At 72.3% G+C, this 26997-nt stretch carries 22 protein-coding genes and 1 tRNA gene; 13 read left to right on the top strand and 10 right to left on the bottom strand.

Annotated features, from left to right (window positions below):
* Positions 1–20 precede the first annotated feature (20 nt).
* From G8E01_RS10385 to galE, 9 genes are all read left to right on the top strand, one after another.
* Positions 21–779 (top strand): beta-phosphoglucomutase family hydrolase, encoded by a 759-nt coding sequence (locus tag G8E01_RS10385; RefSeq protein ID WP_166319377.1) that lies wholly within the window; start codon positions 21–23, stop codon positions 777–779.
* Positions 776–3313, top strand: coding sequence for a glycoside hydrolase family 65 protein (locus tag G8E01_RS10380; RefSeq protein WP_205827272.1), 2538 nt, complete (start codon positions 776–778; stop codon positions 3311–3313). Before G8E01_RS10385 ends, G8E01_RS10380 begins: the two co-directional genes overlap by 4 nt.
* A 41-nt stretch (positions 3314–3354) precedes the next feature.
* A complete protein-coding gene (locus G8E01_RS10375) occupies positions 3355–5940 on the top strand; it encodes a DNA polymerase III subunit gamma and tau (protein ID WP_338100798.1) in 2586 nt (861 codons plus the stop codon).
* Positions 5941–5962: 22 nt separating this feature from the next.
* Positions 5963–6556 carry a recombination mediator RecR gene (gene recR, locus G8E01_RS10370; RefSeq protein WP_166319375.1) on the top strand — a complete coding sequence of 198 codons (594 nt, stop codon included), beginning with the start codon at positions 5963–5965 and terminating at the stop codon, positions 6554–6556.
* An 88-nt stretch (positions 6557–6644) separates the two neighbouring features.
* Positions 6645–7949 carry an aspartate kinase gene (locus tag G8E01_RS10365; protein WP_166319373.1) on the top strand — a complete coding sequence of 435 codons (1305 nt, stop codon included), beginning with the start codon at positions 6645–6647 and terminating at the stop codon, positions 7947–7949.
* A gap of 14 nt (positions 7950–7963) precedes the next feature.
* Positions 7964–9034, top strand: a complete 1071-nt coding sequence (locus G8E01_RS10360; protein WP_166319371.1) for an aspartate-semialdehyde dehydrogenase — start codon at positions 7964–7966, stop codon at positions 9032–9034.
* 85 nt (positions 9035–9119) lie between these two features.
* Positions 9120–10565 carry a malate dehydrogenase (quinone) gene (gene mqo / locus G8E01_RS10355; RefSeq protein WP_338100797.1) on the top strand — a complete coding sequence of 482 codons (1446 nt, stop codon included), beginning with the start codon at positions 9120–9122 and terminating at the stop codon, positions 10563–10565.
* 89 nt (positions 10566–10654) lie between these two features.
* Entirely contained in the window at positions 10655–11314 is a 660-nt protein-coding gene (locus G8E01_RS10350; RefSeq protein ID WP_166319369.1) for a thymidine kinase, read from the top strand.
* 28 nt (positions 11315–11342) lie between these two features.
* Positions 11343–12362 carry a UDP-glucose 4-epimerase GalE gene (gene galE / locus G8E01_RS10345; protein ID WP_166319367.1) on the top strand — a complete coding sequence of 340 codons (1020 nt, stop codon included), beginning with the start codon at positions 11343–11345 and terminating at the stop codon, positions 12360–12362.
* 19 nt (positions 12363–12381) lie between these two features.
* Here galE and G8E01_RS10340 read toward each other — a convergent pair whose 3' ends face one another.
* The 8 genes from G8E01_RS10340 to G8E01_RS10305 form a co-directional block, all read right to left on the bottom strand.
* On the bottom strand, positions 12382–12963 hold the full coding sequence (locus G8E01_RS10340; RefSeq protein WP_166319365.1) for a hypothetical protein: 582 nt from the start codon (positions 12961–12963) through the stop codon (positions 12382–12384).
* A gap of 35 nt (positions 12964–12998) precedes the next feature.
* Complete coding sequence (locus G8E01_RS10335; RefSeq protein ID WP_166319363.1) at positions 12999–13595, bottom strand: DNA-binding protein; 597 nt, start codon at positions 13593–13595, stop codon at positions 12999–13001.
* A gap of 97 nt (positions 13596–13692) precedes the next feature.
* The gene (locus tag G8E01_RS10330) at positions 13693–14259 is read right to left on the bottom strand and encodes a CoA-binding protein (RefSeq protein ID WP_166319361.1); all 567 of its coding nucleotides are present in this window, start codon (positions 14257–14259) and stop codon (positions 13693–13695) included.
* Entirely contained in the window at positions 14256–15590 is a 1335-nt protein-coding gene (locus tag G8E01_RS10325) for an O-acetylhomoserine aminocarboxypropyltransferase/cysteine synthase family protein (RefSeq protein WP_166319359.1), read from the bottom strand. Before G8E01_RS10325 ends, G8E01_RS10330 begins: the two co-directional genes overlap by 4 nt.
* On the bottom strand, positions 15587–17578 hold the full coding sequence (gene acs / locus G8E01_RS10320; RefSeq protein ID WP_166319357.1) for an acetate--CoA ligase: 1992 nt from the start codon (positions 17576–17578) through the stop codon (positions 15587–15589). Before acs ends, G8E01_RS10325 begins: the two co-directional genes overlap by 4 nt.
* The gene (locus tag G8E01_RS10315; RefSeq protein ID WP_166319355.1) at positions 17578–18387 is read right to left on the bottom strand and encodes an ABC transporter permease; all 810 of its coding nucleotides are present in this window, start codon (positions 18385–18387) and stop codon (positions 17578–17580) included. Before G8E01_RS10315 ends, acs begins: the two co-directional genes overlap by 1 nt.
* On the bottom strand, positions 18384–19409 hold the full coding sequence (locus tag G8E01_RS10310; protein WP_166319353.1) for an aliphatic sulfonate ABC transporter substrate-binding protein: 1026 nt from the start codon (positions 19407–19409) through the stop codon (positions 18384–18386). The genes G8E01_RS10315 and G8E01_RS10310 overlap by 4 nt, the downstream gene beginning before the upstream one ends.
* Positions 19406–20353 (bottom strand): ABC transporter ATP-binding protein, encoded by a 948-nt coding sequence (locus G8E01_RS10305; RefSeq protein WP_166319351.1) that lies wholly within the window; start codon positions 20351–20353, stop codon positions 19406–19408. The genes G8E01_RS10310 and G8E01_RS10305 overlap by 4 nt, the downstream gene beginning before the upstream one ends.
* 131 nt (positions 20354–20484) lie before the next feature.
* Here G8E01_RS10305 and G8E01_RS10300 point away from each other — a divergent pair, with 131 nt between their 5' ends.
* The 4 genes from G8E01_RS10300 to G8E01_RS10285 all read left to right on the top strand — a co-directional run bounded on the left by G8E01_RS10300 (position 20485) and on the right by G8E01_RS10285 (position 23353).
* Positions 20485–21177, top strand: a complete 693-nt coding sequence (locus G8E01_RS10300; RefSeq protein WP_166319349.1) for a FadR/GntR family transcriptional regulator — start codon at positions 20485–20487, stop codon at positions 21175–21177.
* 20 nt (positions 21178–21197) lie between these two features.
* Positions 21198–22430 (top strand): alpha-hydroxy acid oxidase, encoded by a 1233-nt coding sequence (locus G8E01_RS10295; RefSeq protein ID WP_166319347.1) that lies wholly within the window; start codon positions 21198–21200, stop codon positions 22428–22430.
* Positions 22431–22572: 142 nt separating this feature from the next.
* Positions 22573–22649, top strand: a tRNA-Pro gene (locus G8E01_RS10290).
* A gap of 101 nt (positions 22650–22750) precedes the next feature.
* Complete coding sequence (locus G8E01_RS10285) at positions 22751–23353, top strand: GTP pyrophosphokinase (RefSeq protein ID WP_166319345.1); 603 nt, start codon at positions 22751–22753, stop codon at positions 23351–23353.
* Here G8E01_RS10285 and G8E01_RS10280 read toward each other — a convergent pair.
* Positions 23350–24264 carry a metallophosphoesterase gene (locus G8E01_RS10280; protein ID WP_166319343.1) on the bottom strand — a complete coding sequence of 305 codons (915 nt, stop codon included), beginning with the start codon at positions 24262–24264 and terminating at the stop codon, positions 23350–23352. The two genes, G8E01_RS10285 and G8E01_RS10280, sit on opposite strands and share 4 nt — an antisense overlap.
* Positions 24264–26912, bottom strand: a complete 2649-nt coding sequence (locus tag G8E01_RS10275; RefSeq protein ID WP_166319341.1) for a transglycosylase domain-containing protein — start codon at positions 26910–26912, stop codon at positions 24264–24266. The genes G8E01_RS10280 and G8E01_RS10275 overlap by 1 nt, the downstream gene beginning before the upstream one ends.
* Positions 26913–26997 lie beyond the last annotated feature (85 nt).

Below are 26997 nucleotides of genomic sequence, written 5' to 3'. Positions count from 1 at the left end.
CCGGACCGATCGGAGAACCCGTGACACGGAGCACCGACCCCGCCCGCGCGTCCGTTCCGGCGCTCGCCGGCTATGACGCCGTGTTGTTCGACCTGGACGGCGTGCTCACGCCCACGGCCGAGGTCCACATGCGCGCGTGGCAGGCGATGTTCGACGATCTCTTCGCCGCATGGGACATCCACCCCGCCTACTCCGAGCGCGACTACTTCGCCCACCTCGACGGGCGCAAGCGGTACGACGGCGTCGCGGCGCTCCTGCGTAGCCGAGACGTCGAGGTGCCGTGGGGGCGCCCGGACGACGATCCGAGCGCCGACACGGTGTGCGGCATCGGCAACCGCAAGAACGTTGTCTTCACGCGCGTGCTGGAGGAGGAGGGCATCGCGGCGTACCCCGGATCCCTCGCCGTCCTTGACGTCCTCGACCGTGACGGCGTCGCCGTCGCGGTCGTGTCGAGTTCGAAGAACGCGCGGCCCGTGCTGTCGGCAGCCGGCCTGACGGATCGCTTCGCCGTCGTCGTGGACGGCGTGGTCGCCGAGCGCGACGGCCTGCCGTCCAAGCCCGCCCCGGACGTGTTCCTGGCGGGGGCGCGTGCCCTCGGCGTGGATCCGGCGCGCGCCGCCGTGATCGAGGACGCCGTCTCCGGCGTCGCCTCGGGGACGGCGGGCGGCTTTGGCCTCGTGGTGGGGGTCGACCGCGGAACGGGCGCGGACGCCCTGCGCGACGCGGGCGCGCACCTCATTGTGACCGACCTCGACGACCTCTTGGAGAACGACGCATGATCGATCGCGACCGGTACCCGACGGATCCGTGGCGCCTGGTAGAGACCCGCTTCAGCGAGGAGGATCTCGGCGTCTCCGAGACGATCTTCGCGACCGGGAACGGCTACCTCGGCATGCGCGGCAACTTCCCGGAGGGGCGCCACGCGCACGAGCACGGCACGTTCATTAACGGCTTCCACGAGACGTGGCCGATCCGCCACGCCGAGAACGCGTACGGCTTCGCCGAGGTCGGGCAGACCATCGTGAACGTCCCCGATGCGAAGACCATGCGCGTGTACGTCGACGACGAGCCGATGTCGATCGACATCGCCGAGCTCGTCGAGTACGAGCGCTCGCTGGACTTCCGCGACGCGACGCACGCGCGGCGGATCCGCTGGATCACGCCGTCCGGCAAGGACGTCCTGCTGGAGTCGCGCAGCATGGTCTCGTTCGAGGACCGCCACCTCGCGGTCCTGCAGATGACCGTCACGGTGCTGAACGACGACGCCCCCGTCGTCGTGAACTGCCAGCTCATCAACCGGCAGGACGGCGAGGACGTCTACAGCGGCCGCCCGCCCGCGGCGCGCAAGGCGCAGGAGGCCGGCGGGTTCGACCCGCGCAAGACCGACCGCATCGCCGAGCGCGTGCTCGTGCCGCAGGAGTACTGGCAGGACGGCACGCGCTCCGCCCTGTCCTACCGGACCGCGTCGAGCGGCATGTCGATCGCGGTCGTCGCCGACCACGTCGTCGAGACCGAGAACGAGTTCGAGACGCGCAACCTGCTCGACCCGGACATCGCGAAAAACGTCGTGCGCGTCAACGCGCGCGCCGGCGTCCCCGTGACCGTCACGAAGCTCGTGAGTTATCACACCTCGCGCGGCGTTCCGGCGACCGAGCTCATCGACCGGGCGCGCCGCACGCTCGACCGCGCCGGCGCGGCGGGGCCGGACGCCGCCTTCGCGCGCCAGCGCGCCTGGCTCGACGAGTTCTGGGAGCGCTCCGACGTGCGGATCCCCGGGCACGACAGCTACCAGCAGGCCACGCGGTGGAGCCTCCTCCAGGTCGCCATGGCGTCGGCGCGAGCCGACGGCTGGGGCGTGCCCGCCAAGGGCATGACGGGATCCGGCTACAGCGGTCACTACTTCTGGGACACGGACATCTACGTGCTCCCGTTCCTCGACTTCACCTCGCCGTGGTGGGCGCGCAACGCGCTGCGGATGCGCACGGGGATGCTGCCGGCGGCGCGCCGCCGGGCCCAGCAGATGAGCGAGGCCGGCGCCCTCATCCCGTGGCGGACGATCAACGGCGAGGAGGCCTCGGCCTACTACGCCGCGGGCACGGCGCAGTATCACATCAACGCCGACGTCGCCTACGCGCTCGTGAAGTACGTCGAGGCCACCGACGACGTCGAGTTCCTCGCGCGCGAGGGCATCGACCTGCTTGTCGAAACGGCGCGGCTGTGGAGCACGCTCGGGTTCTGGCGCACGCGCGGCGGCGCCGACAGCTTCCACATCCACGGCGTGACGGGGCCGGACGAATACACGACCGTCGTCAACGACAACCTGTTCACGAATGTCATGGCGCGCTTCAACCTGCGCGCCGCCGCGAGCGTCGTCCGACAGATGGCCGAGCGGGCGCCCGCCGCGTACCGCGCCATGGTCGAGCGGCTCTCGCTCCACGCCGACGAGCCCGAGCGCTGGGAGCGCCAGGGCAACGCGATGTTCATCCCGTACAGCGACGAGGCCGGGATCCACCCGCAGGACTCGCTCTTCCTGAAGAAGGAGGTGTGGGACCTCGAGAACACCCCGCCGGAGCAGCGCCCCCTGCTGCTGCACTTCCACCCGCTCGTCATCTACCGGTTCCAGGTGCTCAAGCAGGCCGACGTCGTCCTCGCCCAGTTCCTTCAGGGCCGCCACTTCACGGCGGCGGAGAAGCGCGCGGACTTCGACTACTACGACCCGCTGACGACGGGGGACTCGACGCTCTCCGGCGTCGTGCAGTCGATCATGGCCGCGGAGGTCGGGTATCAGGACCTCGCGTTGACGTACTTCGAGCACTCGCTGTTCGTCGATCTCGCCGACCTGCACCGCAACGCGTCGGACGGCGTGCACATCGCCGCGGCGGGCGGCGCGTGGACGATGCTCGTGAGCGGGTTCGGCGGGATGCGCGATCACGACGGGACGCTGAGCTTCGACCCGCGGTTGCCCGCCGACTGGCCCGAGCTGTCGTTCCCCCTGACGTGGCGCGGGACGCGCCTCGACGTCCGCCTCACGCGCGAGGAGATCGCCGTGACGGCGCGCGCGGGCGGGCGCACGGAGGAGGTGCCCTTCTCCGTGCGCGGCCGCGAGCTGACGGTGCGCACGGGAGAGAGCGTCGCCGTGCCGCTGGCCGATCAGGGGCCGCGCCTGGCCGGTCGCCCCGCCCCGCACGGCCGCCTGACGGACGACGGCGGGGGCTCCGAGCCGACCCTTCCGCCCGCGACCGACCTCATCCCCGTCATCGGCCAGCAATCCGACACGAGCCAGTCGGGAGCGCTCGGAGAGTCCACGAGCTGACGGGCGGGACCGATGTCGGACGTCCCCCGTAGGCTGGGGGAGTGAGCACAGCCCTGTACCGCCGCTACCGTCCCGAGAGCTTCGCGGAGATGATCGGTCAGTCCCAGGTGACCGAGCCGCTCATGACCGCGCTGCGCTCGGATCGGATCGGGCACGCCTATCTGTTCTCCGGCCCGCGCGGGTGCGGCAAGACCACATCGGCGCGGATCCTCGCGCGGTGCCTGAACTGCGCCGAAGGCCCCACCGACACGCCATGCGGCGAGTGCGACAGCTGCGTCGAGCTCTCGCGCGCGGGCGGCGGGTCGCTCGACGTCGTGGAGATCGACGCCGCGAGCCACAACGGCGTCGACGACGCGCGCGACCTCCGCGAGCGGGCGATCTTCGCCCCGGCGCGCGACCGCTTTAAGATCTTCATCCTCGACGAGGCGCACATGGTGACGGCGCAGGGCTTCAATGCGCTCCTGAAGCTCGTCGAGGAGCCGCCGGCGCACGTGAAGTTCATCTTCGCGACCACCGAGCCCGAGAAGGTCATTGGCACGATCCGGTCCCGCACGCATCACTACCCGTTCCGCCTCGTGCCGCCCGCGGCGATGCTCGAGTACACCGAGAAGCTGTGCGCGGAGGAGGGGATCCGCCCGGACGGCGGCGTGCTCCCGCTCGTCGTGCGCGCCGGCGCGGGCTCGCCGCGCGACACGCTGTCGATCCTGGATCAGCTCATCGCGGGATCCGAGGGCGACGCGGTCTCGTACGAGCGCGCCGTGGCGCTGCTCGGCTACACGCACGCCGAGCTCCTCGACGAGGTCGTCGCGGCGTTCGCGTCCTCCGACGCGGGCGCGGCGTTCGGCGCCGTCGATCGCGTCGTGCAGACCGGTCAGGATCCGCGCCGCTTCGTCGACGACCTGCTCGAGCGCCTGCGCGATCTCATCGTGATCGCCGCGACGGGGCCCGCGGCCTCGGCCGTGCTGCGCGGCCTCCCCGCCGACGAGCTGGAGCGCATGCAGCACCAGGCCGAGGTGTACGGCACGGCGCGCCTGTCGCGCACGGCCGACATCGTCAGCGCCGCGCTCGATCAGATGACGGGGGCCACGTCGCCGCGCCTGCAGCTTGAGCTCATGATCGCGCGCGTCCTGACGGCCGACGAGCCCGTCGCCGCGCCCGCCACCGCGGACGGCCCGCCCGCCCGCCGCGACGCGGCCCCGGCGGCATCGACCGCGCGCCCCGCGCCCGCGCCGCCCGCTGCCGCGCCCGCCGCCGCTTCTCCGGGAGTGCCGGCTCCCGCCGCGACGTCGGCCGCCGTCGCGGCTCCCGGCCCTGCCGCCGCGCCGCGGCAGTCGCCGGAGACGGCGGCTCCTGCCGCCGCCTCGGGAGCTCCGGCCGCGGCTCCGACCGCACCCGCCCCGCAGCCCGCCGCGGCTCCCGCCCCCGGCGCGGCCGAGCCGGCGGAGAAGCCTGCCCCGGGCGCGGCTCCCGACCCGTCCGCGGGGCCGGCGGCCCCCGCCGCGTCGCCGGGCGCGGAACCCGCCGCGGCTCCCGCCCGGTCCGCGGAGCCGGCCCCCGCCGCGTCGCCGGCCGCGCCGCCTGCCGCGGCGTCGCCCGCATCCACCGGGCGGGCCGCCGAGGCCGCGCGCCCCGCTCCCGCCGCCGCACCCGCGGCGGACGAGGGCCCCGCGGCGGGCTGGGCCACGGCGGTTCCGGGCCGGCCCGCGGCCGCCGACACCGCCGCGCCCGCTCCGGAACCCGCGCCCGCGGGCGACGGGGCCTCCCCGTCCTCGCGCGGTGCCGCCGCTCCGCGCGACGGCGCCTCCCCGTCGCGCGCCGGTGCGGAACCGGCCGCCGCCGAGCCCGCGTCCCCGGCGCCCGAGCCGACGTCCTCCGCGACGGCGCGCAGCGGGGGCGAGCCCGACCCGGCCGGCGCGGCGCCCGCGACGCTGTCGCTCGAGGGTGTGCGCGCCGCGTGGCCGCGCGTGCTCGGCGCCGTCGAGGCCGCGAGCCGCTCCTCGTGGCTCGTCCTGCAGTCGGCGTCCGTCGTCCACGTCGCGGGCGACGTCGTCGGTCTCGCCTTCACGAACGCCGCCGATCTCGGGCGCTTCAAGACCCGGGCCCCGGACGGCGCGGGGGTGAGCGAGGACCTGCGCGCCGCCCTCGGGGCGGTTCTCGGCGCGCGCGTGAAGTTCCTCGCGAAGCACGTGCCGGAGGCGCCGCCGGAGGAGCCGCCGTACGGCGACGAGCCGCCGGAGCCCGACGACGATCAGGGCCCCCCGCCCGCGCGCGAGGCGCCGCGGCCGCAGACCTCCGCGTACGCCGCGGCGCCCGCGTCCGGATGGGCGGTTGCCCCGATCCCCGGCGCGGCCGCGCCGGCGGCGGCCGCGCCGCCGCCCTTCGCCGCTGGCCCCGCGCTCGCCGTCGACGAGGACCCGGCCGAGGCCGAGGTCCCGGAGTCCGCGCGCCAGGCCGCCCCCGCGCGCGACGGCGAGGTCATCGACGAGCCCGCGGCGCCGCGCGTCCAGGCACGGCAGGTCCGCCTGGAGGACGGCATCGAGCGATACGGCGAGGCCGTCGTCCGCCAGAAGCTCGGCGCGCGCTTCCTGCACGAGGAGGACTACGAGCCTCCCACCCGCTTCCACTGACGCCCCGAGCTAAGGACTCGTTATGTACGACGGCATCGTCCAAGAGCTGATCGACGAGCTGGGCCGCCTGCCCGGCGTCGGCCCGAAGTCGGCCCAGCGCATCGCCTTTCACATCCTGCAGACGCCGAGCTTCGACGTCTCGCGCCTCAGCGAGCTCCTGCGCGACGTGCGGGAGCGCGTGAAGTTCTGCGAGCGCTGCGGCAACGTCTCCGAGGCCGAGCTGTGCGCGATCTGCCGCGACCCCCGGCGCGACCAGAGCCTTGTCTGCGTCGTGGAGGACGCGAAGGACGTCGCCGCCATCGAGCGCACGCGGGAATTCCGCGGCCTCTACCACGTGCTCGGCGGCGCCATCAGCCCGATCGCGGGCGTCGGCCCCGACAACCTCCGGATCCGCGAGCTCATGACGCGGCTGTCCGATGGCACGGTCCAGGAGATCATCCTCGCCACGAACCCCAACCTCGAGGGCGAGGCCACCGCGGCGTACCTCAGCCGCCTGCTCGCCTCGATGGAGATCGCCGTGACGCGCCTCGCGTCCGGCCTGCCCGTGGGCGGCGACCTCGAGTACGCCGACGAGATCACGCTGGGCCGCGCCTTCGAGGGGCGTCGCTCGGCGTAGCCCGATTCTCGCCCCGCTGGGAATCCGCTCTAAGCTGGTCGGACGGGCGACACGTCCTCCGCCCGCAGCCCCACCCAGGAGTCTCTTCGTGGCATTGATTGTGCAGAAGTTCGGCGGATCCAGCGTCGCGGATGCCGAGAGCATCAAGCGCGTCGCCAAGCGCATCGTCGACACCCGCCGCGCGGGCAACGACGTCGTCGTGGCCGTCAGCGCGATGGGGGACACGACCGACGAGCTCCTCGACCTCGCGCACGCGGTCGCTCCGACGCCCGCCCCGCGCGAGCTCGACATGCTCCTCTCGAGCGGCGAGCGGATCTCGATGGCACTGTTGGCCATGACGATCCACTCCCTCGGCTACGAGGCCCGCTCGTTCACGGGGAGCCAGGCGGGCATGATCACGACGGCGGACCACGGATCCGCCCGCATCGTCGACGTCACGCCCGTGCGCCTGCGCGAGGCGCTTGACGAGGGCGCGATCGTCATCGTCGCGGGGTTCCAGGGCTTCAACCGCGACACCCGCGACATCACGACGCTGGGGCGCGGCGGATCCGACACCACGGCGGTCGCGCTCGCGGCCGCGCTCGGCGCGGACGTGTGCGAGATCTACAGCGACGTCGACGGGGTGTTCACGTGCGACCCGCGCGTCGTCCCCCTCGCCCGCAAGCTCGACGCGATCTCGGCCGAGGAGATGCTCGAGCTCGCCGCGAACGGCGCCAAGGTGCTCTACATTCGCGCCGTGGAATATGCGCGGCGGCACAACGTTCTCATCCACGCCCGATCCACGTTCACGTCGAACGAGGGCACGTACGTTCTCGGTGAGGGGATGACCGACCCCCGCCTGGCCAAGGGAGAAGACATGACCGACGTCATCGGCAAGGAGGAGCCCGTCGTCGCCGGCGTGGCCATCGACCGCAGCCAGGCCAAGATCACGGTCGTCGGGGTCCCCGACGTGCCGGGGTCGGCCTCCGCGATCTTCACGCGCGTGTCGAAGGCCGGCGCCAACATCGACATGATCGTCCAGAACGTGCAGTCCGCGAGCCCCGGCCGCACGGACATCTCGTTCACGCTCCCGAAGGAGCAGGCGCGGGGCGTGGCGCAGCAGCTCCAGGCCGAGCAGTCCGAGCTGGGGTTCGAGGCGATCGTCCACGACGACCAGGTCGGCAAGCTGTCGGTCGTCGGCGCGGGCATGCGGTCCCACTCGGGCGTCTCGCTGACGCTCTTCGACGCCCTCAGCCGCCACCGCATCAACATCGAGATGATCTCGACGAGCGAGATCCGCATCTCGGTCGTCCTGCGCGACACCGACCTCGACGAGGCGGCGCGCGCCGTCCACACCGCCTACGGCCTCGACGGTGGCGTCGAGGCGACCGTCTACGCCGGCACCGGCCGCTGAGCAGGAGAACACCCATGGCACACATCGCATCCTCGGGCGTCTCGGTCGCCGTCGTCGGCGCGACCGGTCAGGTCGGCGGCAAGATGCTCGAGATCCTCGCTGCGCGCGCGTTCCCCGTGCGCGAGCTGCGGCTGTTCGCCTCGCCGCGCTCGGCCGGCAGGCAGCTCTCCTACGCGGGTGTCGACGTCGTCGTGGAGGACATCCACACGACCGACCTCTCGGGCATCGACGTGGCGCTGTTCTCCGCGGGCGGCGCGGCCTCGACCGAGCACGCCCCCCGCTTCGCCGCGGCCGGCGCGCTCGTCGTCGACAACTCGAGCGCGTGGCGCATGGATCCGGACGTGCCGCTCGTGGTGAGCGAGGTGAACCCGCACGCGATCGACGAGGCGCGCAAGGGCATCGTCGCCAACCCCAACTGCACGACCATGGCCGCGATGCCGGTCCTGAAGGTCCTCGATGGCGCGGCGGGGCTCGAGCGGCTCGTCGTCTCGACCTACCAGGCGGTCTCGGGATCCGGCCTCGGCGGCGTCGAGGAGCTGCGCGGCCAGGTCGAGGCCGCGGTCCAGCAGGGCGGTCTGGAGCGCCTCGTGCACGACGGATCCGCGATCGACTTCCCCGCGCCGGAGAAGTACGTGGCGCCCATCGCTTTCGACGTGCTCGCCCTGGCCGGCAACCTCGTCGACGACGGGCTCGGGGAGACGGACGAGGAGAAGAAGCTCCGTAACGAGAGCCGCAAGATCCTCGAGCTGCCGGACCTGCGCGTGTCCGGCACCTGCGTGCGCGTGCCCGTCTTCACGGGCCACTCGCTGACGATCAACGCGGAGTTCCGCGACGAGATCACGCTCGAGCGCGCGCGCGAGCTGCTCGCGGACGCCCCCGGCGTGGCGCTGGCCGATGTCCCCACGCCGCTCCAGGCCGCGGGCAGCGACCCGAGCTACGTCGGCCGGATCCGCCCGGACCAGGCGGCCCCCGAGGGGCGCGGGCTCGCGATGTTCATCGCGAACGACAACCTGCGCAAGGGCGCGGCGCTCAACACGGTGCAGATCGCCGAGCTCGTCGCGGCGCGCGTCGCGCAGGGCGCCTGATCCGCGCCGAGAGCGCAAGAATCCGCGAACTTTCGGGGGATCCGCACGGATTCCCCGCACCCGGGCGGGAGTAGGCTGGAACATCGTGAGCGAATCCGTAGATGTCGTGCTCGTCGGCGGCGGGGTCATGTCCGCCACGCTGGGCACCCTCCTCAAAGAACTGCAGCCCGACTGGAAGATCATGGCCTTCGAGCGCCTCGGCGACGTGGCGCAGGAGAGCTCGAACCCCTGGAACAACGCGGGCACGGGCCACGCGGCGCTCTGTGAGCTGAACTACATGCCCGACGCCGCGGATCCGTCCAAGGCCGTCGGCATCAACGAGCAGTTCCAGGTCAGCCGGCAGCTCTGGTCGTCGCTCATCGATCGCGGCATCCTCGGCGCCTCCGAGACGTTCATCAACCAGACCCCGCACATGACCTTCGTGCAGGGCGAGAAGGACGTCGCGTACCTGCGCGCGCGGTACGAAACGCTGAAAGAGCAGCCCCTGTTCGCGGGGATCGAGTACAGCGAGGACTCGCGGGTCATCCACCAGTGGGCGCCGCTGCTCATGAAGAACCGTCGCCGCGGCGAGCCGTTCGCGGCGACGCGCGTGCCGGCGGGGACCGACGTCGACTTCGGCGCGATTACCCGCCAGCTCTTCCGGCACCTCGACGACGCGGGCGTCGACGTGCGCCTGAACACCGAGGTGCGCGGGCTGAAGAAGAAGAGCGACGGCACGTGGGACGTGCGCTTCCGCAACCGCGTCGGCAGCACGCCCGGCCGCGTGAACGCGCGCTTCGTTTTCGTCGGCGCAGGCGGCTGGGCCCTGAAGCTCCTCCAGAAGTCCGGGATCCCCGAGATCAAGGGCTACGGCGTCTTCCCCATCGGCGGCCAGTTCCTCAAGACCTCGCGTCCCGAGATCGTCGCCCAGCACCGCGCGAAGGTGTACTCGCAGGCCGCCGTCGGCGCGCCGCCCATGTCGGTCCCGCACCTCGACGCGCGCATGGTCGACGGCGAGGGCTCCCTCATGTTCGGGCCGTTCGCGACCTTCAGCCCGAAGTTCCTCAAGAACGGCCGGTGGACCGACATCGTCCAGCAGGTCCGGCTCGGCAACATCGGATCCATGCTGAAGGTCGGCGCGACGAACCTCGACCTCGTCAAGTACCTCGTGGGCGAGCTGCTCAAGAGCCGCGATCGCAAGATCGAGAGCCTGCGCGAGTTCCTTCCGACCGCCGACGGCGACGACTGGGAGCTCATCCAGGCCGGCCAGCGGGCGCAGGTCATGAAGGGCGGGAAGCTGCAGTTCGGCACCGAGGTCGTCTCGGCGGCCGACGGGTCGATCGCCGGCCTCCTGGGCGCCTCGCCGGGCGCCTCGACCGCGGTCTCGATCATGCTGAACGTGCTGTCGACCTGCTTCCCCGACCAGCGCGAGGCGTGGGAGCCGACGCTGCGCGAGCTCATCCCCGCCCTGGGCGAGCAGCTCAACGCCGACGCGGCGCTCGCCGAGCGCGTCACGGGCGCGTCGGCCGAGGCGCTCGCGATCCACGCCTGATCCGCGTCCCGCGGGCCTCGTCCGGTCACCCGGGCGGGGCCCGCGGCGTCTCGGGGATCGTCCCGAGCCGGGCGGGCTACCCTGGGTCGGTGGCCAAACTGTACTTCCGCTACGGCGCGATGAACTCGGGTAAGTCCACCGCGCTCCTCCAGGCCGCGTACAACTACGAGGAGCGCGGGCAGGCGGTCCTCCTCGCGAAGCCCGCGATCGACACGAAGGGTGCCGACGAGATCGAGTCCCGGCTCGGCGTGACCCGCGCGGTGGACGTGTTGATCCGGCCGGACGACGACGTGCGGGCGCTGGTGGAGCGCGAGCGCGCCCGCGTCCGCCGGGAGGCGGCTGACGCGCTCTTCGACGCGGACCGCCCCGCGGACGTCGCGTGCATCCTCGTCGACGAGGCGCAGTTTCTCTCGCGGGAGCAGGTCGACGACCTGTTTCGCGTCGCCGTGACCGAGGGGATCCCCGTGATGGCATACGGGATCCGCACCGACTTCCAGACCGAAGCGTTCCCGGGGTCCCGGCGCCTCCTCGAGGTCGCGCACGCGCTGGAGGAGCTCAAGACGATCTGCCGGTGCGGGCGGAAGGCGATGTTCAACGGCCGCGTGATCAACGGGACGTTCGTGTTCGCGGGGGACCAGGTGGCGATCGACGCGGCGACCGCCGCCGTGCGCGACGCGCACTTCGTCACGTACGAGTCCCTGTGCGGCGCGTGCTATCTCGAGGAGTCGGGCGACTCGCTCGGCGGTTGAGGCTGCGCCCTGCCGATAGGCTGGGCTCATGCGCGTTCTTCTCGCCGGCGGCGCCGGATACGTTGGGACCCACACGGCCATTTCCCTCCTCGAGGCGGGTCACGAGCCGGTCATGCTGGACGACCTGTCGAACACCTCGAGCGTCGTGATCGACCGCATCGCGGAGATCACCGGCGCGCGGGTCCCGCTCGTCGTGGGCGACGCGGCCGACGACGAGGTCGTCGAGGGCGCCTTCGACGCCCACGGCCCGTTCGACGCGATCGTGCACTTCGCGGCGTACAAGGCGGTCGGCGAGTCGGTCGCGCAGCCGCTGTCCTACTACGCGAACAACCTCGACACGACCTACGCGCTCCTGCGCGTCGGGCTCGTGCGCGGGATCCGCTCGTTCGTGTTCTCCTCGACCGGGACGGTCTACTCGGATCCGGCCGACCTGCCGTTCACGGAGGAGGCGACGCGCAACCTCGTGGCGCTGTCGAACCCGTACTCGAAGTCGAAGCTCATGAACGAGCAGGTCCTCACCGACGTGCAGGCGGCCCACCCGGAGCTGAACGTCACGCTGCTGCGGTACTTCAACCCGGTCGGCGCGCACGCCTCGGGCCTCGTGGGGGAGGACCCGAAGGGGACCCCGAACAACCTCATGCCGTTCGTCGCGCGCGTCGCGGTCGGCGCGCTCGACGAGGTCGGCATCTTCGGCGACGACTACGACACCCCGGACGGCACGGGTCAGCGCGACTACATCCACGTGGTGGACCTCGCGGAGGGCCACGTCAAGGCGCTGGAGAACGCGGCGCCCGGGACGACGGCGTACAACCTCGGCACGGGAAACCCCGTGAGCGTGCGCGAGCTCGTCGCCTCCTTCGAGCGCGCCGTCGGCCGCGAGCTCCCGAAGTCCGTGAAGCCGCGGCGCGCGGGCGACCTCGCCGCCACGTACTGCACGCCCGCGAAGGCCGAGGCCGAGCTCGGGTGGCGGGCGACGCGCACGATCGACGACATGACGCGCGACGTCTGGAACTGGCAGCAGAAGAACCCCGGCGGCTACGAGGGCTGACCCCGCGCCGCAGCGCGCCTCACCAGATCGCGAGGCGCGCCGTGGCCGCGGCGACGGCGGCCCAGCCGAGGCTCGCGAGGGTGCCGATGATGAAGCGCTCACGCGCCTCCGGCGTGCCGAGCTCCGTGAACCGCGCGATGCCCTTGATGGCGACGACGACGGCGATCGCCTCGGGATAGCCGACGACGATGGCGAGGGCGGCGCCGCCGCGCTCGAGGAACCCGATCGCGGCCCCGCCGCGCATGACCTCGGGCTGCGGGCCGGGGGCGCCCGGCGTCGTGCGCAGCAGGAGCCCGCCGTGCGGTCCCTCGCCGAGCGCGCCGCCGGAGGCGCTCGCGAGGACCCGCCGGGCGGCCGGATCCCCGCCGAGGACCGCGACGGCGACCGCGATCAGCGCAAGCACGGCGGCGATCGGGAGCGGCACGGACACGGGCGCGAGCGCGGCCACGACGAGCGCCGTCGCCGTGACGATCGCCGCGGCGAGGAGTGGGCCGGAGCGCGTGGCGCGTCGATCGACGAGCACGAGGGTGAGCGCCGCGCCGAGGGTGGCCGTCAGGACGATGCCGAGCACAGTGCCGGTCAGGGCCGCGGAGGTGAGCATGGCGATAGTGTCTCAGCCGGCGCGGCGCGGGCGCCCTATTCGCCCGGGGCGTCGGGATCCAGGCGGCCGAGCGCGCGCGCCAGGGCCGGGACGGCCGCCTCCTCGGCGCGCAGCCCCGCCGCCGAGGCGCGCCGGCTCGCCGCGCTCGGCGTGATCCCGAGCTCGGCCGCGGCCTCGCGCTGGGTGAGCCCCCGCGCGAGGAGGTCGTACACCTCCCAGCCTTCCTCGCTGCGCCGGTCGCGCAGCTCGACGAGGAGGCGGACGAGGGCCTCGCCGTCGGCGGCGCCGGGCCCGGACACCGCGACGCGCGTGGGCGCCGTCTTTGCCCGCTCGACAGCGTCCCGCGCGGCCACGAAGGCGTCGCCCCGTGCGGCGCGCACTTCCCGGGGGAGGGGGCGCTCCACCTGCCCGACGCCGAGGCCGACGCTCCACTCCCGCGTGCGGGTGAGGGCGAGCGCCACGTCGAGGGCGGCGGGCGCGGCGTCGAAAACGGCCTGGAACTCGTCGCCGGCCGTGCGCTCGGGCGGGAGCGCGAGCGCCGCGCCCGCGGCGGCGGTCGTCAGCGCGATCGCGTCGGGCACGGCGTCGCGGCCGGCCCGGCTGCCGTGCTGGTCGGCGGTCAGGACGAACATGGCCCTCCTTGTGCGTGGAGACTCAATAACCGCTCAATTGCGTCTGTAGGCACAATGGTAGACGAGGTGAGGGTGGGAGCGCACCACCCGCCCCGGGTCAGCGCGCGACGACCTGGCGCTTCGAGGAGATGACCCCCGTGTCGAAACCGGCGAGGTGCAGGCCGCCGTGGAAGCGCGCGTGCTCGATCTTCACGCAGCGATCCATGACGACGTCGAGCCCCGCGTCCTCCGCGATCTTCGCGGCCTCCTCGTTCCAGGATCCGAGCTGCAGCCAGAGCGCCTTCGCGCCGACCGCGACGGCCTCGCGGGCGACGCCCGGCAGGTCCTCGTCGCGCCGGAACACGTCGACGATGTCGGGCACGACCGGCAGGTCGGCGAGGGAGGCGTAGGCCTTCTCGCCCAGGATCTCGTCAGCGCGGGGGTTGACGAAGAACACCTCGTACGGCGAGCTCGAGAGCAGGTACGTGCCGACGAAGTAGCTCGCGCGCGCGGGGTTGTTCGACGCCCCCACGATGGCGATTGTCTTCGCGCGGCGCAGGATTCCGAGGCGCGCCCCGGCGCCCGGGCCCTGCCAGGTGCGGCCCGCGTGGGCGGGGTCGGATCCGCCGGCCGCGGCGGGCACGGGAGCTCCCGCTCCCGGGGTGAACTCGCAGGCGTTCGTCATCGGGTCGCTCCTGTCGCGGCGGTGAGGGCCTGGTCGAGGTCCCAGACGATGTCCTCGGGGTCCTCGAGGCCCACCGAGATGCGGATGAGGTCGGCGGGCACGCCCGCGGCCGTGAGCTGCTCCGGCGTGAGCTGCTGGTGGGTCGTCGAGGCCGGGTGGATCACGAGCGTGCGGGCGTCGCCGATGTTGGCGAGGTGGCTCGCGAGCTGGAGGGACTCGATGACCGTCTCGCCCGTGGCGCGGGCCGCGGCCAGCTGGGCCTCGTCGCCGGCGAACTCGCCCGCGGGACGCACGCCGAACGCGAAGACGGATCCCGGCCCGAGCGGGAAGTACTTCTGCGCGCGCTCCTGGTGGGGGTGCCCCTCCAGGCCCGCCCACGTGACGAACGACACGCGCGGGTCCGAGGCCAGCCACTCCGCGACGATGCGCGCGTTCGCGACGTGCGCGTCGATGCGCTGCGGGAGCGTCTCGACGCCCTGCAGGAGGTTGAACGCCGACTGCGGGCTGAGCGCGGGGCCGACGTCGCGCAGCTGCTCGCTGCGCAGCTTCGTGAGGAAGCCGTACTCGCCGAAGTTGTCCCACCAGCGGATCCCGCCGTACGACTCGACCGGCTCGGTCATGGTGGGGAACTTCCCGTTGCCCCAGTCGAATGTGCCGGCCTCGACGACGACGCCGCCGAGCGTCGTGCCGTGGCCGCCGAGGAACTTCGTCACCGAATGGATGACGATGTCGGCCCCGTGCTCGATGGGGCGGACGAGGTAGGGCGTCGCGAGCGTCGCGTCGACCACGAGCGGGACGCCCGCGTCGTGCGCGACGGCCGCGAGCCCCTCGAGGTCGGCGATCTCGCCGCCCGGGTTGCCGATGACCTCGGTGTAGACGACCTTGGTGTTCGCGCGGATCGCCTTGCGGAACTCCTCGGGGTCGTCGCTCGCGACGAACGTCGTGTCGACGCCGAAGCGGCGCAGCGTCACGTCGAGCTGCGTCACCGTGCCGCCGTAGAGCTGAGCGGAGGCCACGACGTGGTCGCCCGCGCCGACAAGGGCCGCGAAGGTGATGAACTCGGCCGACATGCCGCTCGCGGTCGCCACGGCGCCGATGCCGCCCTCGAGCGACGCGATGCGCTCCTCGAGCGCCGCGACCGTCGGGTTGCCGATGCGCGAGTAGATGTTGCCGTACTTCTGCAGCGCGAACAGGTTCGCGGCGTCCTTCGCATCGTCGAACACGAACGACGTGGTCTGGTAGATCGGCACGGCGCGCGCGCCGGTCGTGGCGTCGGGGGTCCCGCCCGCGTGCAGGGCGCGGGTGCGGAAGCCGAACTGGTGCTCGCTCATGTGGTCTCCTTCTCGCGGGCGGCGGCGATGGCGTCGCGGACGCCCTCGACGGCCCAGGGGTTCTGCAGGCTCGTGGTGTCGCCGAGCGGATCGCCGTGCCACAGCTGCGCCAGCAGCCGTCGCAGGATCTTACCCGAGCGGGTCTTCGGCAGGTCGGGCACGCGGACGATGTGCTTCGGCTTCGCGATGGGGCCGATGTCGTGGCTCACGCGGCGGCGCAGGGCGTCCGGATCCGCGGATCCGCCCGCCCCGTCGACGACGAACGCCGCGACGGCCTGGCCCGTGACCGGGTCCGTGACGCCCGTGACGCCCGCCTCGCCGACCGTGGGGTCCGCGACGAGCGATGACTCGATCTCGATCGTGGAGAGCCGGTGCCCGGAGACGTTGACGACGTCGTCGAGGCGCCCGAGGATCCAGACGTAGCCGTCGGCGTCCATCGTCGCGCCGTCGCCCGCGACGTAGTAGCCGCCGGCCTCGCCCTTGCCGGCGTACGGCGCCCAGTACGAGTCGCGGTAGCGCGCGGGGTTGCCCCACACGGTGCGCGCCATGCCGGGCCACGGCCGCCTCACGACGAGCGTCCCGGCGCGGCCGGGGGCGACGGGATCGCCCGCCTCGTCGACGACGGCCACGTCGATGCCGGGCAGGGCCACGGTCGCGGATCCAGGCTTCAGCGTCGTCACGCCGGGCAGCGGCGCGATCATCGCCGCGCCGGTCTCGGACTGCCACCAGGTGTCGACGACGGGCACGGCGTCCCGCCCGACATTGCGGCGGAACCACACCCAGGCCTCGGGGTTGATCGCCTCGCCGACCGTGCCCAGCAGCCGCACGCTCGAGAGGTCGTGCGTGGCGGGGAGCGTGTCGCCGAACCACGTCATGAACGTGCGGATCAGGGTGGGCGCCGTGTAGTACACCGTCACGCCGTAGCGCTCGATGATCTCGAAGTGGCGCTCGCGGTGCGGGGCGTCGGGCGTGCCCTCGTAGATGACCTGCGTGAGGCCGTTCGAGAGCGGGCCGTAGATCTCGTACGTGTGGGCCGTCACCCACGCGAGGTCGGCCGTGCACCAGTGCACGTCGTCGGGCTTCGCGTCGAAGTGCGCGTAGTGCGCCCAGCTCGCGTGCGTGAGGTAGCCCCCCGAGGTGTGCACGAGGCCCTTCGGCTTTCCCGTCGTGCCCGAGGTGTAGATGATGAACAGCGGGTGCTCCGCGGGAAACGGCGTCGCCTCGTGGGTCTCGCTCGCGGTGTCCACGATGTCGTGCCACCACACGTCGCGCCCGGCCGTCCACGGCACGTCCTGGCCCGTACGGCGCACGACGAGGACGTGCTCGAGGTGGGGCAGGTCCCGCGCGGCCTCGTCGGCGGCCGACTTCACCTCGACGGCCTTGCCGCGGCGGTTTTGCCCGTCGGTCGTCACGAGCAGCTTCGCGCCCGTGTCCTCCAGGCGGAAGCGCACGGCCTCGGCCGAGAACCCGCCGAAGACGAGCGAGTGGACCGCGCCGATCCGTGCGCACGCGAGCGCGATGACGACGGTCTCGACGAGGACGGGCAGGTAGACCACGACCCGGTCGCCGGGCTCGATGCCGAGCGCGAGCAGGCCGTTGGCGGCCTGCGACACGCGGCGCTGCAGGTCGGCGTAGGTCACGGCCTCGCGGTCGCCCGGCTCGCCCTCGAAGAACAGGGCCACCTTGTCGCCGCGGCCGGCCTCGACGTGCCGGTCGACGCAGTTGTGCGCGACGTTCAGGGTGCCGCCGGCGAACCACGTCGCCGCGGGCACGGTCAGCTCACCGTCGGGTCCCGGGACGGGCGGATCCCACGTGTGCGCCGTGTCCCAGGCGCGCGCCCAGTCGAGGCGGCCCGCCTGGCGCTCCCAGAAGGCGACGGGATCCGCCGCCGCCTCGGCGTACGCGCCCGCGCCGACGTTCGCCTGCGCGGCGAAGTCCGCCGGCGCGGGGAAGACCCGATTCTCGGTCAGCCTCGCCTCGCTCGGCATCACACCCACCTCTTCAACACGGAGCGCTCGAACAGCTGCAGGAGCCCGTTGGTGATCGTGCCGAGCAGCGCGAGAAGGACGATCGCGAGGAGGATCCGGTCGACGCGGCCGGTCGTCTGCGAGATGCTCAGCAGGTATCCGAGGCCCATCGACGCGCCCAGCAGCTCGGCGGCCACGAGGAACAGCCAGGCCTGCGCGAGCGCGAGGCGCAGGCCCGAGACGACGGCCGGGACCACGGCGGGCAGCTGCACCGTGCGGAACAGCGACCAGCCGCGCAGCCCGAAGGAACGGCCCGCCTCCACGAGGAGCGGATCCACGTGCCGGAGCGCGTCGGCGACCGTCGTGTACACGGGGAAGAAGGCGCCGATCGCGATGAGCGTGACCTTCGACTCCTCGCCGATGGACATCCACAGGAGCAGCAGCGGCACCCACGCGAGCGACGGCACGGCGCGCAGCGCGACGAGCGTCGGGGCGAGCAGGACGTTGCCGGCGCGGGAGAGGCCGACGAGCGCGGCGAACACGAGCGCGACGGCGGATCCCACGAGGAAGCCGACGACGACGCGCTGGACGGAGATCGCGACGTGCAGCCACAGCTCGCCGTCCGCGGCGAGGTCGATCCCGGCCTGCACGACCGTCCACGGCTCGGGCAGGCGGTAGGTCGGCACGGCGCCCGTGGTCGTCGCGATCTGCCACGCCGCGAGGACGAGGACCGGCAGCGCGAGGCCGCCGACGATCTTCACCCACGTGCGCGACCAGAGGGGCGTGCGCTGTCGCGCCGCCCCCCGGGTCGTGGTCGTGCCAGGTGTCATTCGGTGGCCTGGGTGGCGAAGGTGTCGTTCACGATCGTGTCGAGCGCCTCGTTCACGGCGGTCTCGCCGCCCTGCACGTCGCCGGAGTCGACGAGCACCGGCGCGATGACCTCGAGGACCGCGAGCTGCGCGTCGCCCGGGACGCCGGAGACGTCGAGGTTCGAGCGCTCCTCGATCACGGTCGAGGCGACCTCCGGGTCGATTCCCGCGGCGTCGGCGAGCAGCGCGGCGGTCTCCTCGGGGTTGTCGAGGGCCCAGGAACGGGCCTCCTCGTACGCGTCCACGACGGCCTGCACCACGTCGGGGTGGTCGGCGATGAACTCCTCGGTCGCGTTGAGGAAGCCGTAGGAGTTGAAGTCGACGTTGCGGTAGACGAGCTCGTCGCCCGACTCGACCTCGGCGGCGGCCATGATCGGGTCGAGGCCCGCCCACGCGTCGACGTCGCCGTTGTCGAGGAGGGTGCGCCCGTCCGCGTGCTGGACGTTCTGCACCGTGACGTCGTCGATCGTCAAGCCCGCCTCGGCGAGCGCCTGCAGCAGGAAGAAGTAGGGGTCCGTGCCCGTGGTCGCCGCGATCGTGGCGCCCTCGAGGTCCTCGAGGCCCGCGATGTCGCTGTCCGGGCCGACGACGATCGCCGACCACTCGGGCTGCGAGTAGATGTCGACCACCTGGATGGGGGATCCGTTGGCGCGCGCGAGCAGCGCGGCGGACCCAGCCGTCGAGGCGAGGTCCGCGGATCCGGAGCGCAGGAACTCGTTGGCCTTGTTGCTGCCCTCGGACTGGATCCACTCGACCTGGACGTCGTCGCCGAAGGTCTCCTCGAGGAGGCCCTGGTCGCGGACGACGAGGCTCAGCGGGTTGTAGGTGGCCCAGTCGAGCGTGAGCTCGCTCGTCGACCAGTCGCTGCCTTCGGCGGGGGCGTCGGATCCGCCGCTCTCGCCGGCGAGGCACCCCGTGGTCATGAGCGCCATCACCCCGGCGACGGCGGTCGCGGGAATGATTCGGCGGGTGAGGGTGCTCATCGGGTCTCCTTGGTGGTGAGCGGGTGGGGGTGGTGAACGCCCAGGCTGTCGAGCAGGCTGGTGCGCAGATCGGTGAAGGGGCGGGCGCCCCGGTCGCGCGGGCGGGTGCCGGGCACGGGCACGACGCGCGCGATCGAGCCGTCGCGGCGCGGGGCGGCGGCCGATCCGCCCGTGGGTGATCCGTGCGGGCCGGCGGATCCGAGGGCCCCGATTCCCGAGGTCGAGCCGAGGGCCACGACGCGCGCGCGGGGGCGCTCGGGTTCGGCCGGCGCGGCGGCGTGGAGGTTCCGGAGCATCAGCACGCGATCGGCGAGGTAGAGCGCCTCCTCCACGTCGTGCGTGACGAGGAGGATCGTCGTGGGCTGGGCCCGGTGGATGTCGAGCAGCAGGTCGTGCATGCGCAGCCGCGTGAGCGCGTCGAGCGCGCCGAAGGGCTCGTCGAGGAGGAGCACGCGGGGGCTACGGGCGAGCGCGCGGGCCAGCGAGGCGCGCTGCGCCATGCCGCCGGAGACCTCGCGCGGGCGCTGCCCGGCCGCGTGGGTGAGGCCGACGAGGTCGAGCAGCTCGGCGACCCGCGTCTCCGCGGCGCGGCGTTTCGTGCCGTGGGGGAGGCCGAGTGCGACGTTCTGGGCGATCGTGCGCCAGGGGAGCAGTCGCGGCTCCTGGAACGCGATCGCCGTCGCCTCGTCGTGCGCCGAGACGGCCGCGCCGTCGAGCGTGATCCCGCCGGCGGTGGGGGAGTCGAGGCCGCCGACGAGGCGGAGGAGCGTGGACTTGCCGCACCCCGAGGGGCCGACGACCGCGACGATCTCGCCGGGGGCGAGGTCGAGGTCGACGTCGGCGAGCACCGTGCGGGCGCCCTCCTTCGTCGCGAAGGTGCGCTCGACGCCGGTGATGCGCACGGCGCCGGCGGGCGCGCTCGTGCTCTCGAGGGTATCGGGCATGTTCCCAGGATGGCGGTCCGGGTGCGGATCCACAAAGTCGGCGCAATCCGGCGTTACATGCGCCGTTTGGCGCCCGTGCCGAATCTCGCTACTGTGGTCAGACCACACGGTTTCGGGGCGAGGGGGCACGGATGAGCGAGACGCGCGCATGGCGCACCGTGCTCGAGCACGTCGAACAGCGCCTCCGCGACGGATCCCTCGGCCCGGGCGACCGGCTCCCCGGCGAGCGCGACCTCGCCAGCCAGCTGGGCGTCGGCCGCTCCAGCGTCCGCGAGGCCCTCCGGGTGCTCGAGGTGATGGGCGTGCTGCACACCGCGACCGGATCCGGCCCGCGCGCGGGCGCCGTCATCACGGTGCAGGCGGGTTCCGGGCTCGCGCAGGTGCTCGGGCTCCAGGCCGCGGCGCAGGCGTTCCGGTTCGACGACGTCGTGGCGACCCGCCTCGTGCTCGAGACGGCGGTGGCGGAGGCCCTCGCCGGCGACCGTCCCGATCTCGCGGGCGCGGGGGAGGTCCTGGGCGCGATGGACGCCCCGGACCTCGCGCGCGATGAGTTCCTCGCGCTCGACGCGCGCTTTCACGCGCTCCTCGCCGAGGCGACGGGCAACGCCGTCTTCGGCGCGATCATGACCGGCCTGCGCGCCGCCATCGAGGCGTACGTGCAGCACGGGGCGCACACGATCGCCGACTGGGGCGCCGCGCGCGACCGCCTCCAGCGCGAGCACCGCGGCGTCGTGAGCGCGATCGACCGCGGCGATGCTCCGGGCGCCCGGGCCCGGATCCACGACCACATCCGCGATTACCACGCGCTCACGCGCGCCACCTGACCCCACGAAAGGACGTCCCCATGGTCACCCGCCAGTTCCCGAATCCGGCCGACGTGCTGGAATACCTCAAGATCAAGCGCCCGGAGTTCGGCAAGGACGCCCGCCTCGGCAAGGCGTTGACGATCGCCGACCTCCGCGCCATCGCGAAGCGCCGCACGCCGGCCGCCGCGTTCGACTACACCGACGGCGCCGCCGACGCGGAGCTCTCGATCGAGCGGGCGCGCCAGGCCTTCGAGGACATCGAGTTCCACCCCGACATCCTCAAGCCCGCCGTCGACGTCGACACGACCACCGAGATCCTCGGCGGCACGTCCGCGCTGCCGTTCGGCATCGCGCCGACGGGCTTCACGCGCCTCATGCAGACCGAGGGCGAGGTCGCCGGCGCCGGCGCCGCGGGCGCCGCGGGGATCCCCTTCACACTCTCGACGCTCGGCACGACGTCGATCGAGGACGTCAAGAAGACCAACCCGAACGGGCGCAACTGGTTCCAGCTCTACGTCATGCGCGACCGCGAGATCTCGTACGGGCTCGTGAAGCGCGCGGCGGAGGCGGGCTTCGACACCCTGCACTTCACGGTCGACACGCCCGTGGCGGGCAACCGCATGCGCGATAGCCGCAACGGCTTCTCGATCCCGCCGCAGCTCTCGCTCGGCACGATCGTCAACGCGATCCCGCGCCCGTGGTGGTGGATCGACTTCCTCACGACCCCCAAGCTCGAGTTCGCGTCGCTGTCGACGACGGGCGGCACGGTCGGCGACCTCTTGAACAGCGCGATGGATCCGACCATCAGCTATGAGGACCTCGACACGATCCGCGAGATGTGGCCGGGCAAGCTCGTCGTCAAGGGCGTGCAGAACGTGCCCGACGCGGTGAAGCTCATCGACCGCGGCGTCGACGGCATCGTGCTGTCGAACCACGGCGGCCGCCAGCTCGACCGCGCCCCGATCCCGTTCCGCCTGCTCCCGCAGGTCGTCAAGGAGGTCGGATCCGACGCCACCGTCATGGTCGACACGGGCATCATGAACGGCCAGGACATCGTCGCCTCGATGGCGCTCGGCGCGAAGTTCACCCTCGTCGGCCGCGCGTACCTGTACGGGCTCATGGCCGGCGGACGCGCGGGCGTCGACCGCATGATCGCGATCCTCGAGAGCGAGATCCGCCGCACGATGAAGCTGCTCGGGGTCTCCTCGGTCGAGGAGCTCGAGCCGCGCCACGTCACGCAGCTCGCGCGCCTGGCGCCCGTCGTCGACTGAGTCGCGCGGTCCCTCCCGCGCCGCCCGGCCCGGGCGGCGCGGGAGGGACCTCCGCGCCGACGGGGGAAGCGCCGGCGACGCGCGCGGGCGGGGCCCCGGTTCGCCGATGCCGGCGGGATCGGATAGACTGATCAGGTTGTCACGGGATGTGGCGCAGCTTGGTAGCGCACCTCGTTCGGGACGAGGGGGTCGCAGGTTCAAATCCTGTCATCCCGACCACACCACAAAAAGGACCCCCGCCGATCGGCGGGGGTCCTTTTGCGTCTCTCGGTTCGCGCGGCGCGCCCCGCGGTGTCGGGGGTGGCCCCTACCCTGGAGGCATGGACGTGGAGGAGCGGGTCAAGGAGGCGCTGCGGTCGTACGATCGCGCGCTTCCCGAGTACCGCGCGCTGCGCGACGCGCTCGAGCGGGAGATCCCCCTGCACCTGAGGCAGTGGGGCGTGAGCTACTTCCGCGTCGAGGCGCGCGTGAAGAAGCGGTTCTCGTACGAGCGGAAGGTGCTGCGCGACCCGGACAAGCCCGTCGAGGACATGGTCGGCGTGCGCATCATGGCGTTCTTCCGGAGCGACCTCGCCCAGATCGAGAAGATGACGCGCCGCCTCCTCGAGGTCGTCGAGGAGTCCTATATCGACAAGGGCGACCTGCTCGGCGACGAGAGCTTCGGCTATCGCAGCGTGCAGTTCGTCGGCCGTACGCGCGGCGAGGGCGCGTTTAAGGAGGTCCAGGCCGGCGTCCCTGTCGAGGTGCAGATCCGCACGATGCTCGAGCACGTCTGGGCCGAGGTCGAGCACGACTTCCGCTACAAGACCGAGGCCGACGCGACGACGCCGGAGATCAACCGGCGCTTCGCCCTGACGGCGGCCCTCCTCGAGCAGGCCGATCGCAACCTCGACGACATCCGCCGGGCGCTGGGGGATCGCTAGGCGGGCCGCTTCGGCGCGAGCGTCACGAGCGACACCTCGGGCGGGCACGCGAAGCGCACGGGCGCGTAGATCGAGTGGCCCACGCCCGCGCTCACGTTGAGCACGGCGGATCGGCCATCGTGCTCCCACGCGGACAGCCCGCGCGCCTGCGCCAGCGGAATGTCGCAGTTCGCCACGAGCGCGCCGACGCCGGGGATCCGCACCTGCCCGCCGTGGGTGTGCCCCGCGAAGATCGCGTCGGCCCCGCGGTCGACGAACGCGTCGAGCACGCGGCGGTAGGGGGCGTGGGTGACGCCGATCGTCAGCTCGCCGTCCGGCAGCTCGCCGCGCGCGGCGTCGACGGCGTCCCAGTCCTCGCGGTCGTGGTGCGGGTCGTCGGTGCCGATGAAGCGCAGACGGTGCCCGCGCACGTCGAATGCGACGCCATCGTTGTGCAGCCCGAACCAGCCCAGCTCGCCCTCGAGGACGGCGTCGAGGCCGTCCGTGTCGAGCGGCGGGACCGACTGCTCCTTCTGCGACGGCCCGATGAGGTACCGCAGGGGGTTGCGGGGCTTCGGCGCCCAGATGTCGTTCGACCCGTGCACGTGCACGCCGGGCGTTCCGGCAAACGGCGTGAGCGCCCCGCGGATCGCGCCGAGCGCGGCCGGGTGGCCGAAGTTATCGCCCGTGTCGATGACGAGGTCGGGGCGCAGGGAGGCGAGGCGCGCGATCCACTCCCGCTTGCGACGCTGCCACGGCGCAAGGTGCAGGTCGCTCAGGTGCAGGACGCGGATGGGGTCGGATCCGGGGGCGAGGATCCGGACCGTGTGGGTGCGCACGCGGAAGCGGTACCGCTCGATCCCGATGCCCCACGCGGCGGCGAGGGCGCCCGCCGCGGCGACCGCGGTGAGCGCACCCCGCCCGGCCCCCATCAGTCGTCGTTCCCGTTGCCGCGGCCGTTGTTTCCGCCGTTTCCGCCGTCTTCCTCGTCGTCGCCGGTGTCGTTCCCGCTGCAGTTGCGGGCCTCCCAGTCGATCGTGACGGTCGTCCCGTCGCCGACGATCTCGCCCTCGCCGGGGCTCGAGGCCGTGACACTCTGGCCGCGGGCGCCGTCGTCCTGTGTGCAGGATCCGAGCGTGCCCTGCAGGCCCGCGTCCTGGAGCGCGGAGACGGCGCGCGCGGGCGTCATCCCCGTGACGTCGGGGACCTCGATGGCGCCCTCGCCGTTGGAAATGTTGAGGGTGACGAGGCTGCCCGTCGGCGCGGCGCCGGAGGGGTTCGTGCTCTCCACGCGGCCCTGGTCGGCGTTGCCGGGGACCTCGTCGCCGACAGTGACCCGGAAGCCCTCGCGCTGCAGCGCGGCCGTGGCCTCGTCCACCGTCATGCCGTTGACGTCGGGGACGTTCTTCTCCTCGACCTCGAGGAGTTCCGGATCCGGCTCGGGGAAGTCCTCGCCGCCGTACTTCGCGTTGGCGGCGGCCTGGTTTTCCTTCGAGATCTGGTAGCGGAGGTTCGCGAGCCCGTAGTTGAACAGGTCGCCCTGCCCGTCGCGCTCGCCGCCCTCGACGTTTCCGACCCACGTCGCGGTTGTGACGGCGGTGGACGTCTGGATCATCCACGACTGGATGTTCTCGTGCGTTCCTGTCTTGCCGAAGGTCGCGATGCCGTCGCCCACGTTCGCCGAGTAGCCCGTCATCCCGGGCTCCATGACGGCCTCCATGTCGTAGGCGGTTGTCGCGGCAATGTTCGCCTCGAGGACGCGCTCGCAGTCGGCTCCCGGAACCTCGAGCTCGGAGCCCGCCGCGTCGGTCGCGCGGAGGATCGCCGTGGGCTCGCAGCGCACCCCGCCGTTGGCGACCGTCGCGTAGGCCGTCGCCATGTCGATCGGGGCGATATTCATTGAGCCGACGATGCTGAACGCGTTCTGGTACCCGGGGTAGGTCGTGAGCGCCTCGTCGTTTCCGAGCGTGAGGCCCATGTTCGTGGCCACCGCGTGGATCTCGCAGACGTCGAGCTGCGAGGCCATGGCGTAGAAGCCGGTGTTCAGCGACAGCCCGGTGAAGGTGCGCACGTCGTCGATCCGGCCGCCGTCGCTGTTGAAGTTGTCTTCGCGATTGGTCGTGTACGGCCCCGAGTTCTGCCCGTTGCACGTCATGGGGAGCGTCTGGCCCGCCCGGGCGTCCAGGACCTCATTCACGCTGCGCCCGTTCTCGAGCCAGTCGATGATCGTGAACATCTTGTACGTCGATCCGGCGCTGAATCCCGTCGATCGCCCGTGCGTGTAGTCGCCCGCGTAGACGAGGGAGGTCTGCCCCTCGCCCGCGCCGTCGACCTCGCTGAACTCGGTGTTCTGCGCGAGGGAGAGGATGTTGCCGGTTTTCGGATCCAGCTGCACCGTCGTCGCGCCGAACTGCATGCCCGCCACCGACGGGTCGGTGTTGTTCTGCATGGTCTGCTGGGCCTGGTACTGCAGATCGTTGTCGAGCGTCGTGTAGATCTCGAGGCCGCCGCGCGTGAGGAGATCGCTGCGCTCCTCCGTCGTCTCGCCGAACGTGCCCGCGTAGCGGTCGTCGTAGAGGATCGTGTTCTTCACGTACTCGCAGAAGTAGGCCGTGCCCTGTGCCGCCGCGCAGCCCTGCTGGCGCTGCGTGATGTTCGGCTCGATGGGCTGCTCGACCGCCTGGTCGTGCTGCTCCTGCGTGATGACGCCCTCGGTCAGCATGCGGCCGAGGACGTAGTCGCGGCGCTCCGTGGTCTGGGCGTAGGAGTTGTCGGCGCCGTTGGCCTCGTTGTTCGGCAGGTCGATCCGGTACGTGTTCGGGTTTTGCACCATGCCCGCGAGCGTGGCCGCCTGGGAGAGGTTCACGTCGGACGAGGACACGCCGAAGTAGTACTGCGCGGCCGCCTCGATGCCGTAGGTGCTACCGCCGAAGTTCGCGAGGTTCAGGTACCCGATGAGGATCTGCTCCTTCGAGTACTCCTGCTCGATGGAGATCGCGTACCGCATCTCCTGCAGCTTGCGCTTGTAGCCGTCGACGCCGGACGCGTCGGTGGCCTCGAGGTAGCACTCCTCGAGGCCCTCCTGGTCTTCCGCGTCGCGCTCGCAGGCCTGGACCTGGACGTTCTTGACGTACTGCTGGCTGATCGAGGATCCGCCCTGCGTGCCACTGCTGACCGCGTTGCTGAGCAGCGCGCGCGTCGTGCCGATCAGGTCGATGCCGCCGTGCTCGTAGTAGCGCGGGTCCTCGCTGGAGAGGAGGGCGTCGTAGATGAGGTCGGAGACCTGGTCGTACTCCACGGGCTCGCGGTTCTGGTCGTAGAACGACGCGAGCTCGTAGTACTCCTCGTCCGCGTCGCCGGTCGTCGGCGCGTAGATCGTCGTCGGCTCCATCGGGCGGTCCACCTCGAGGGCGCCCGGGAGGCTGTCGAAGAGGGAGATGGCGCTCGAGGCGGCGTAGCCCGACACCGCGATGGCGGGGGTGACGGTCGCGGTCACGAGAATCCCGGCGATGGCGCTGAGACCGATGAGTCCCACGAGCCCGCCGAGCACGCCGCTGGCCGTCCTTTTCGCATGAGGCATAGGCTTGATGGTAGGGGAGAAGCCTGAGTCACGCCGCGCGCGCACATCGTTCTTCGACCCGATCCACAGCGACAGCCGCTGGCAC

The organism is Microbacterium excoecariae (assembly GCF_011326725.1).
GTDB lineage: Bacteria > Actinomycetota > Actinomycetes > Actinomycetales > Microbacteriaceae > Microbacterium > Microbacterium excoecariae.
Note: the sequence above shows the minus strand (reverse complement) of the source record. Positions and strands in the feature narration are given on the sequence as shown.

Bases quoted from the DNA above. Each gene is read 5' to 3' on its own strand.
- G8E01_RS10380 (WP_205827272.1), top strand. From the start codon at position 776: ATGATCGATCGCGACCGGTACCCGACGGATCCGTGGCGCCTGGTAGAG.
- recR (WP_166319375.1), top strand. From the start codon at position 5,963: ATGTACGACGGCATCGTCCAAGAGCTGATCGACGAGCTGGGCCGCCTG.
- G8E01_RS10360 (WP_166319371.1), top strand. From the start codon at position 7,964: ATGGCACACATCGCATCCTCGGGCGTCTCGGTCGCCGTCGTCGGCGCG.
- galE (WP_166319367.1), top strand. From the start codon at position 11,343: ATGCGCGTTCTTCTCGCCGGCGGCGCCGGATACGTTGGGACCCACACG.
- G8E01_RS10340 (WP_166319365.1), bottom strand. From the start codon at position 12,963: ATGCTCACCTCCGCGGCCCTGACCGGCACTGTGCTCGGCATCGTCCTG.
- G8E01_RS10335 (WP_166319363.1), bottom strand. From the start codon at position 13,595: ATGTTCGTCCTGACCGCCGACCAGCACGGCAGCCGGGCCGGCCGCGAC.
- G8E01_RS10330 (WP_166319361.1), bottom strand. From the start codon at position 14,259: ATGACGAACGCCTGCGAGTTCACCCCGGGAGCGGGAGCTCCCGTGCCC.
- G8E01_RS10325 (WP_166319359.1), bottom strand. From the start codon at position 15,590: ATGAGCGAGCACCAGTTCGGCTTCCGCACCCGCGCCCTGCACGCGGGC.
- acs (WP_166319357.1), bottom strand. From the start codon at position 17,578: ATGCCGAGCGAGGCGAGGCTGACCGAGAATCGGGTCTTCCCCGCGCCG.
- G8E01_RS10315 (WP_166319355.1), bottom strand. From the start codon at position 18,387: ATGACACCTGGCACGACCACGACCCGGGGGGCGGCGCGACAGCGCACG.
- G8E01_RS10310 (WP_166319353.1), bottom strand. From the start codon at position 19,409: ATGAGCACCCTCACCCGCCGAATCATTCCCGCGACCGCCGTCGCCGGG.
- G8E01_RS10305 (WP_166319351.1), bottom strand. From the start codon at position 20,353: ATGCCCGATACCCTCGAGAGCACGAGCGCGCCCGCCGGCGCCGTGCGC.
- G8E01_RS10300 (WP_166319349.1), top strand. From the start codon at position 20,485: ATGAGCGAGACGCGCGCATGGCGCACCGTGCTCGAGCACGTCGAACAG.
- G8E01_RS10295 (WP_166319347.1), top strand. From the start codon at position 21,198: ATGGTCACCCGCCAGTTCCCGAATCCGGCCGACGTGCTGGAATACCTC.
- G8E01_RS10285 (WP_166319345.1), top strand. From the start codon at position 22,751: ATGGACGTGGAGGAGCGGGTCAAGGAGGCGCTGCGGTCGTACGATCGC.
- G8E01_RS10280 (WP_166319343.1), bottom strand. From the start codon at position 24,264: ATGGGGGCCGGGCGGGGTGCGCTCACCGCGGTCGCCGCGGCGGGCGCC.
- G8E01_RS10275 (WP_166319341.1), bottom strand. From the start codon at position 26,912: ATGCCTCATGCGAAAAGGACGGCCAGCGGCGTGCTCGGCGGGCTCGTG.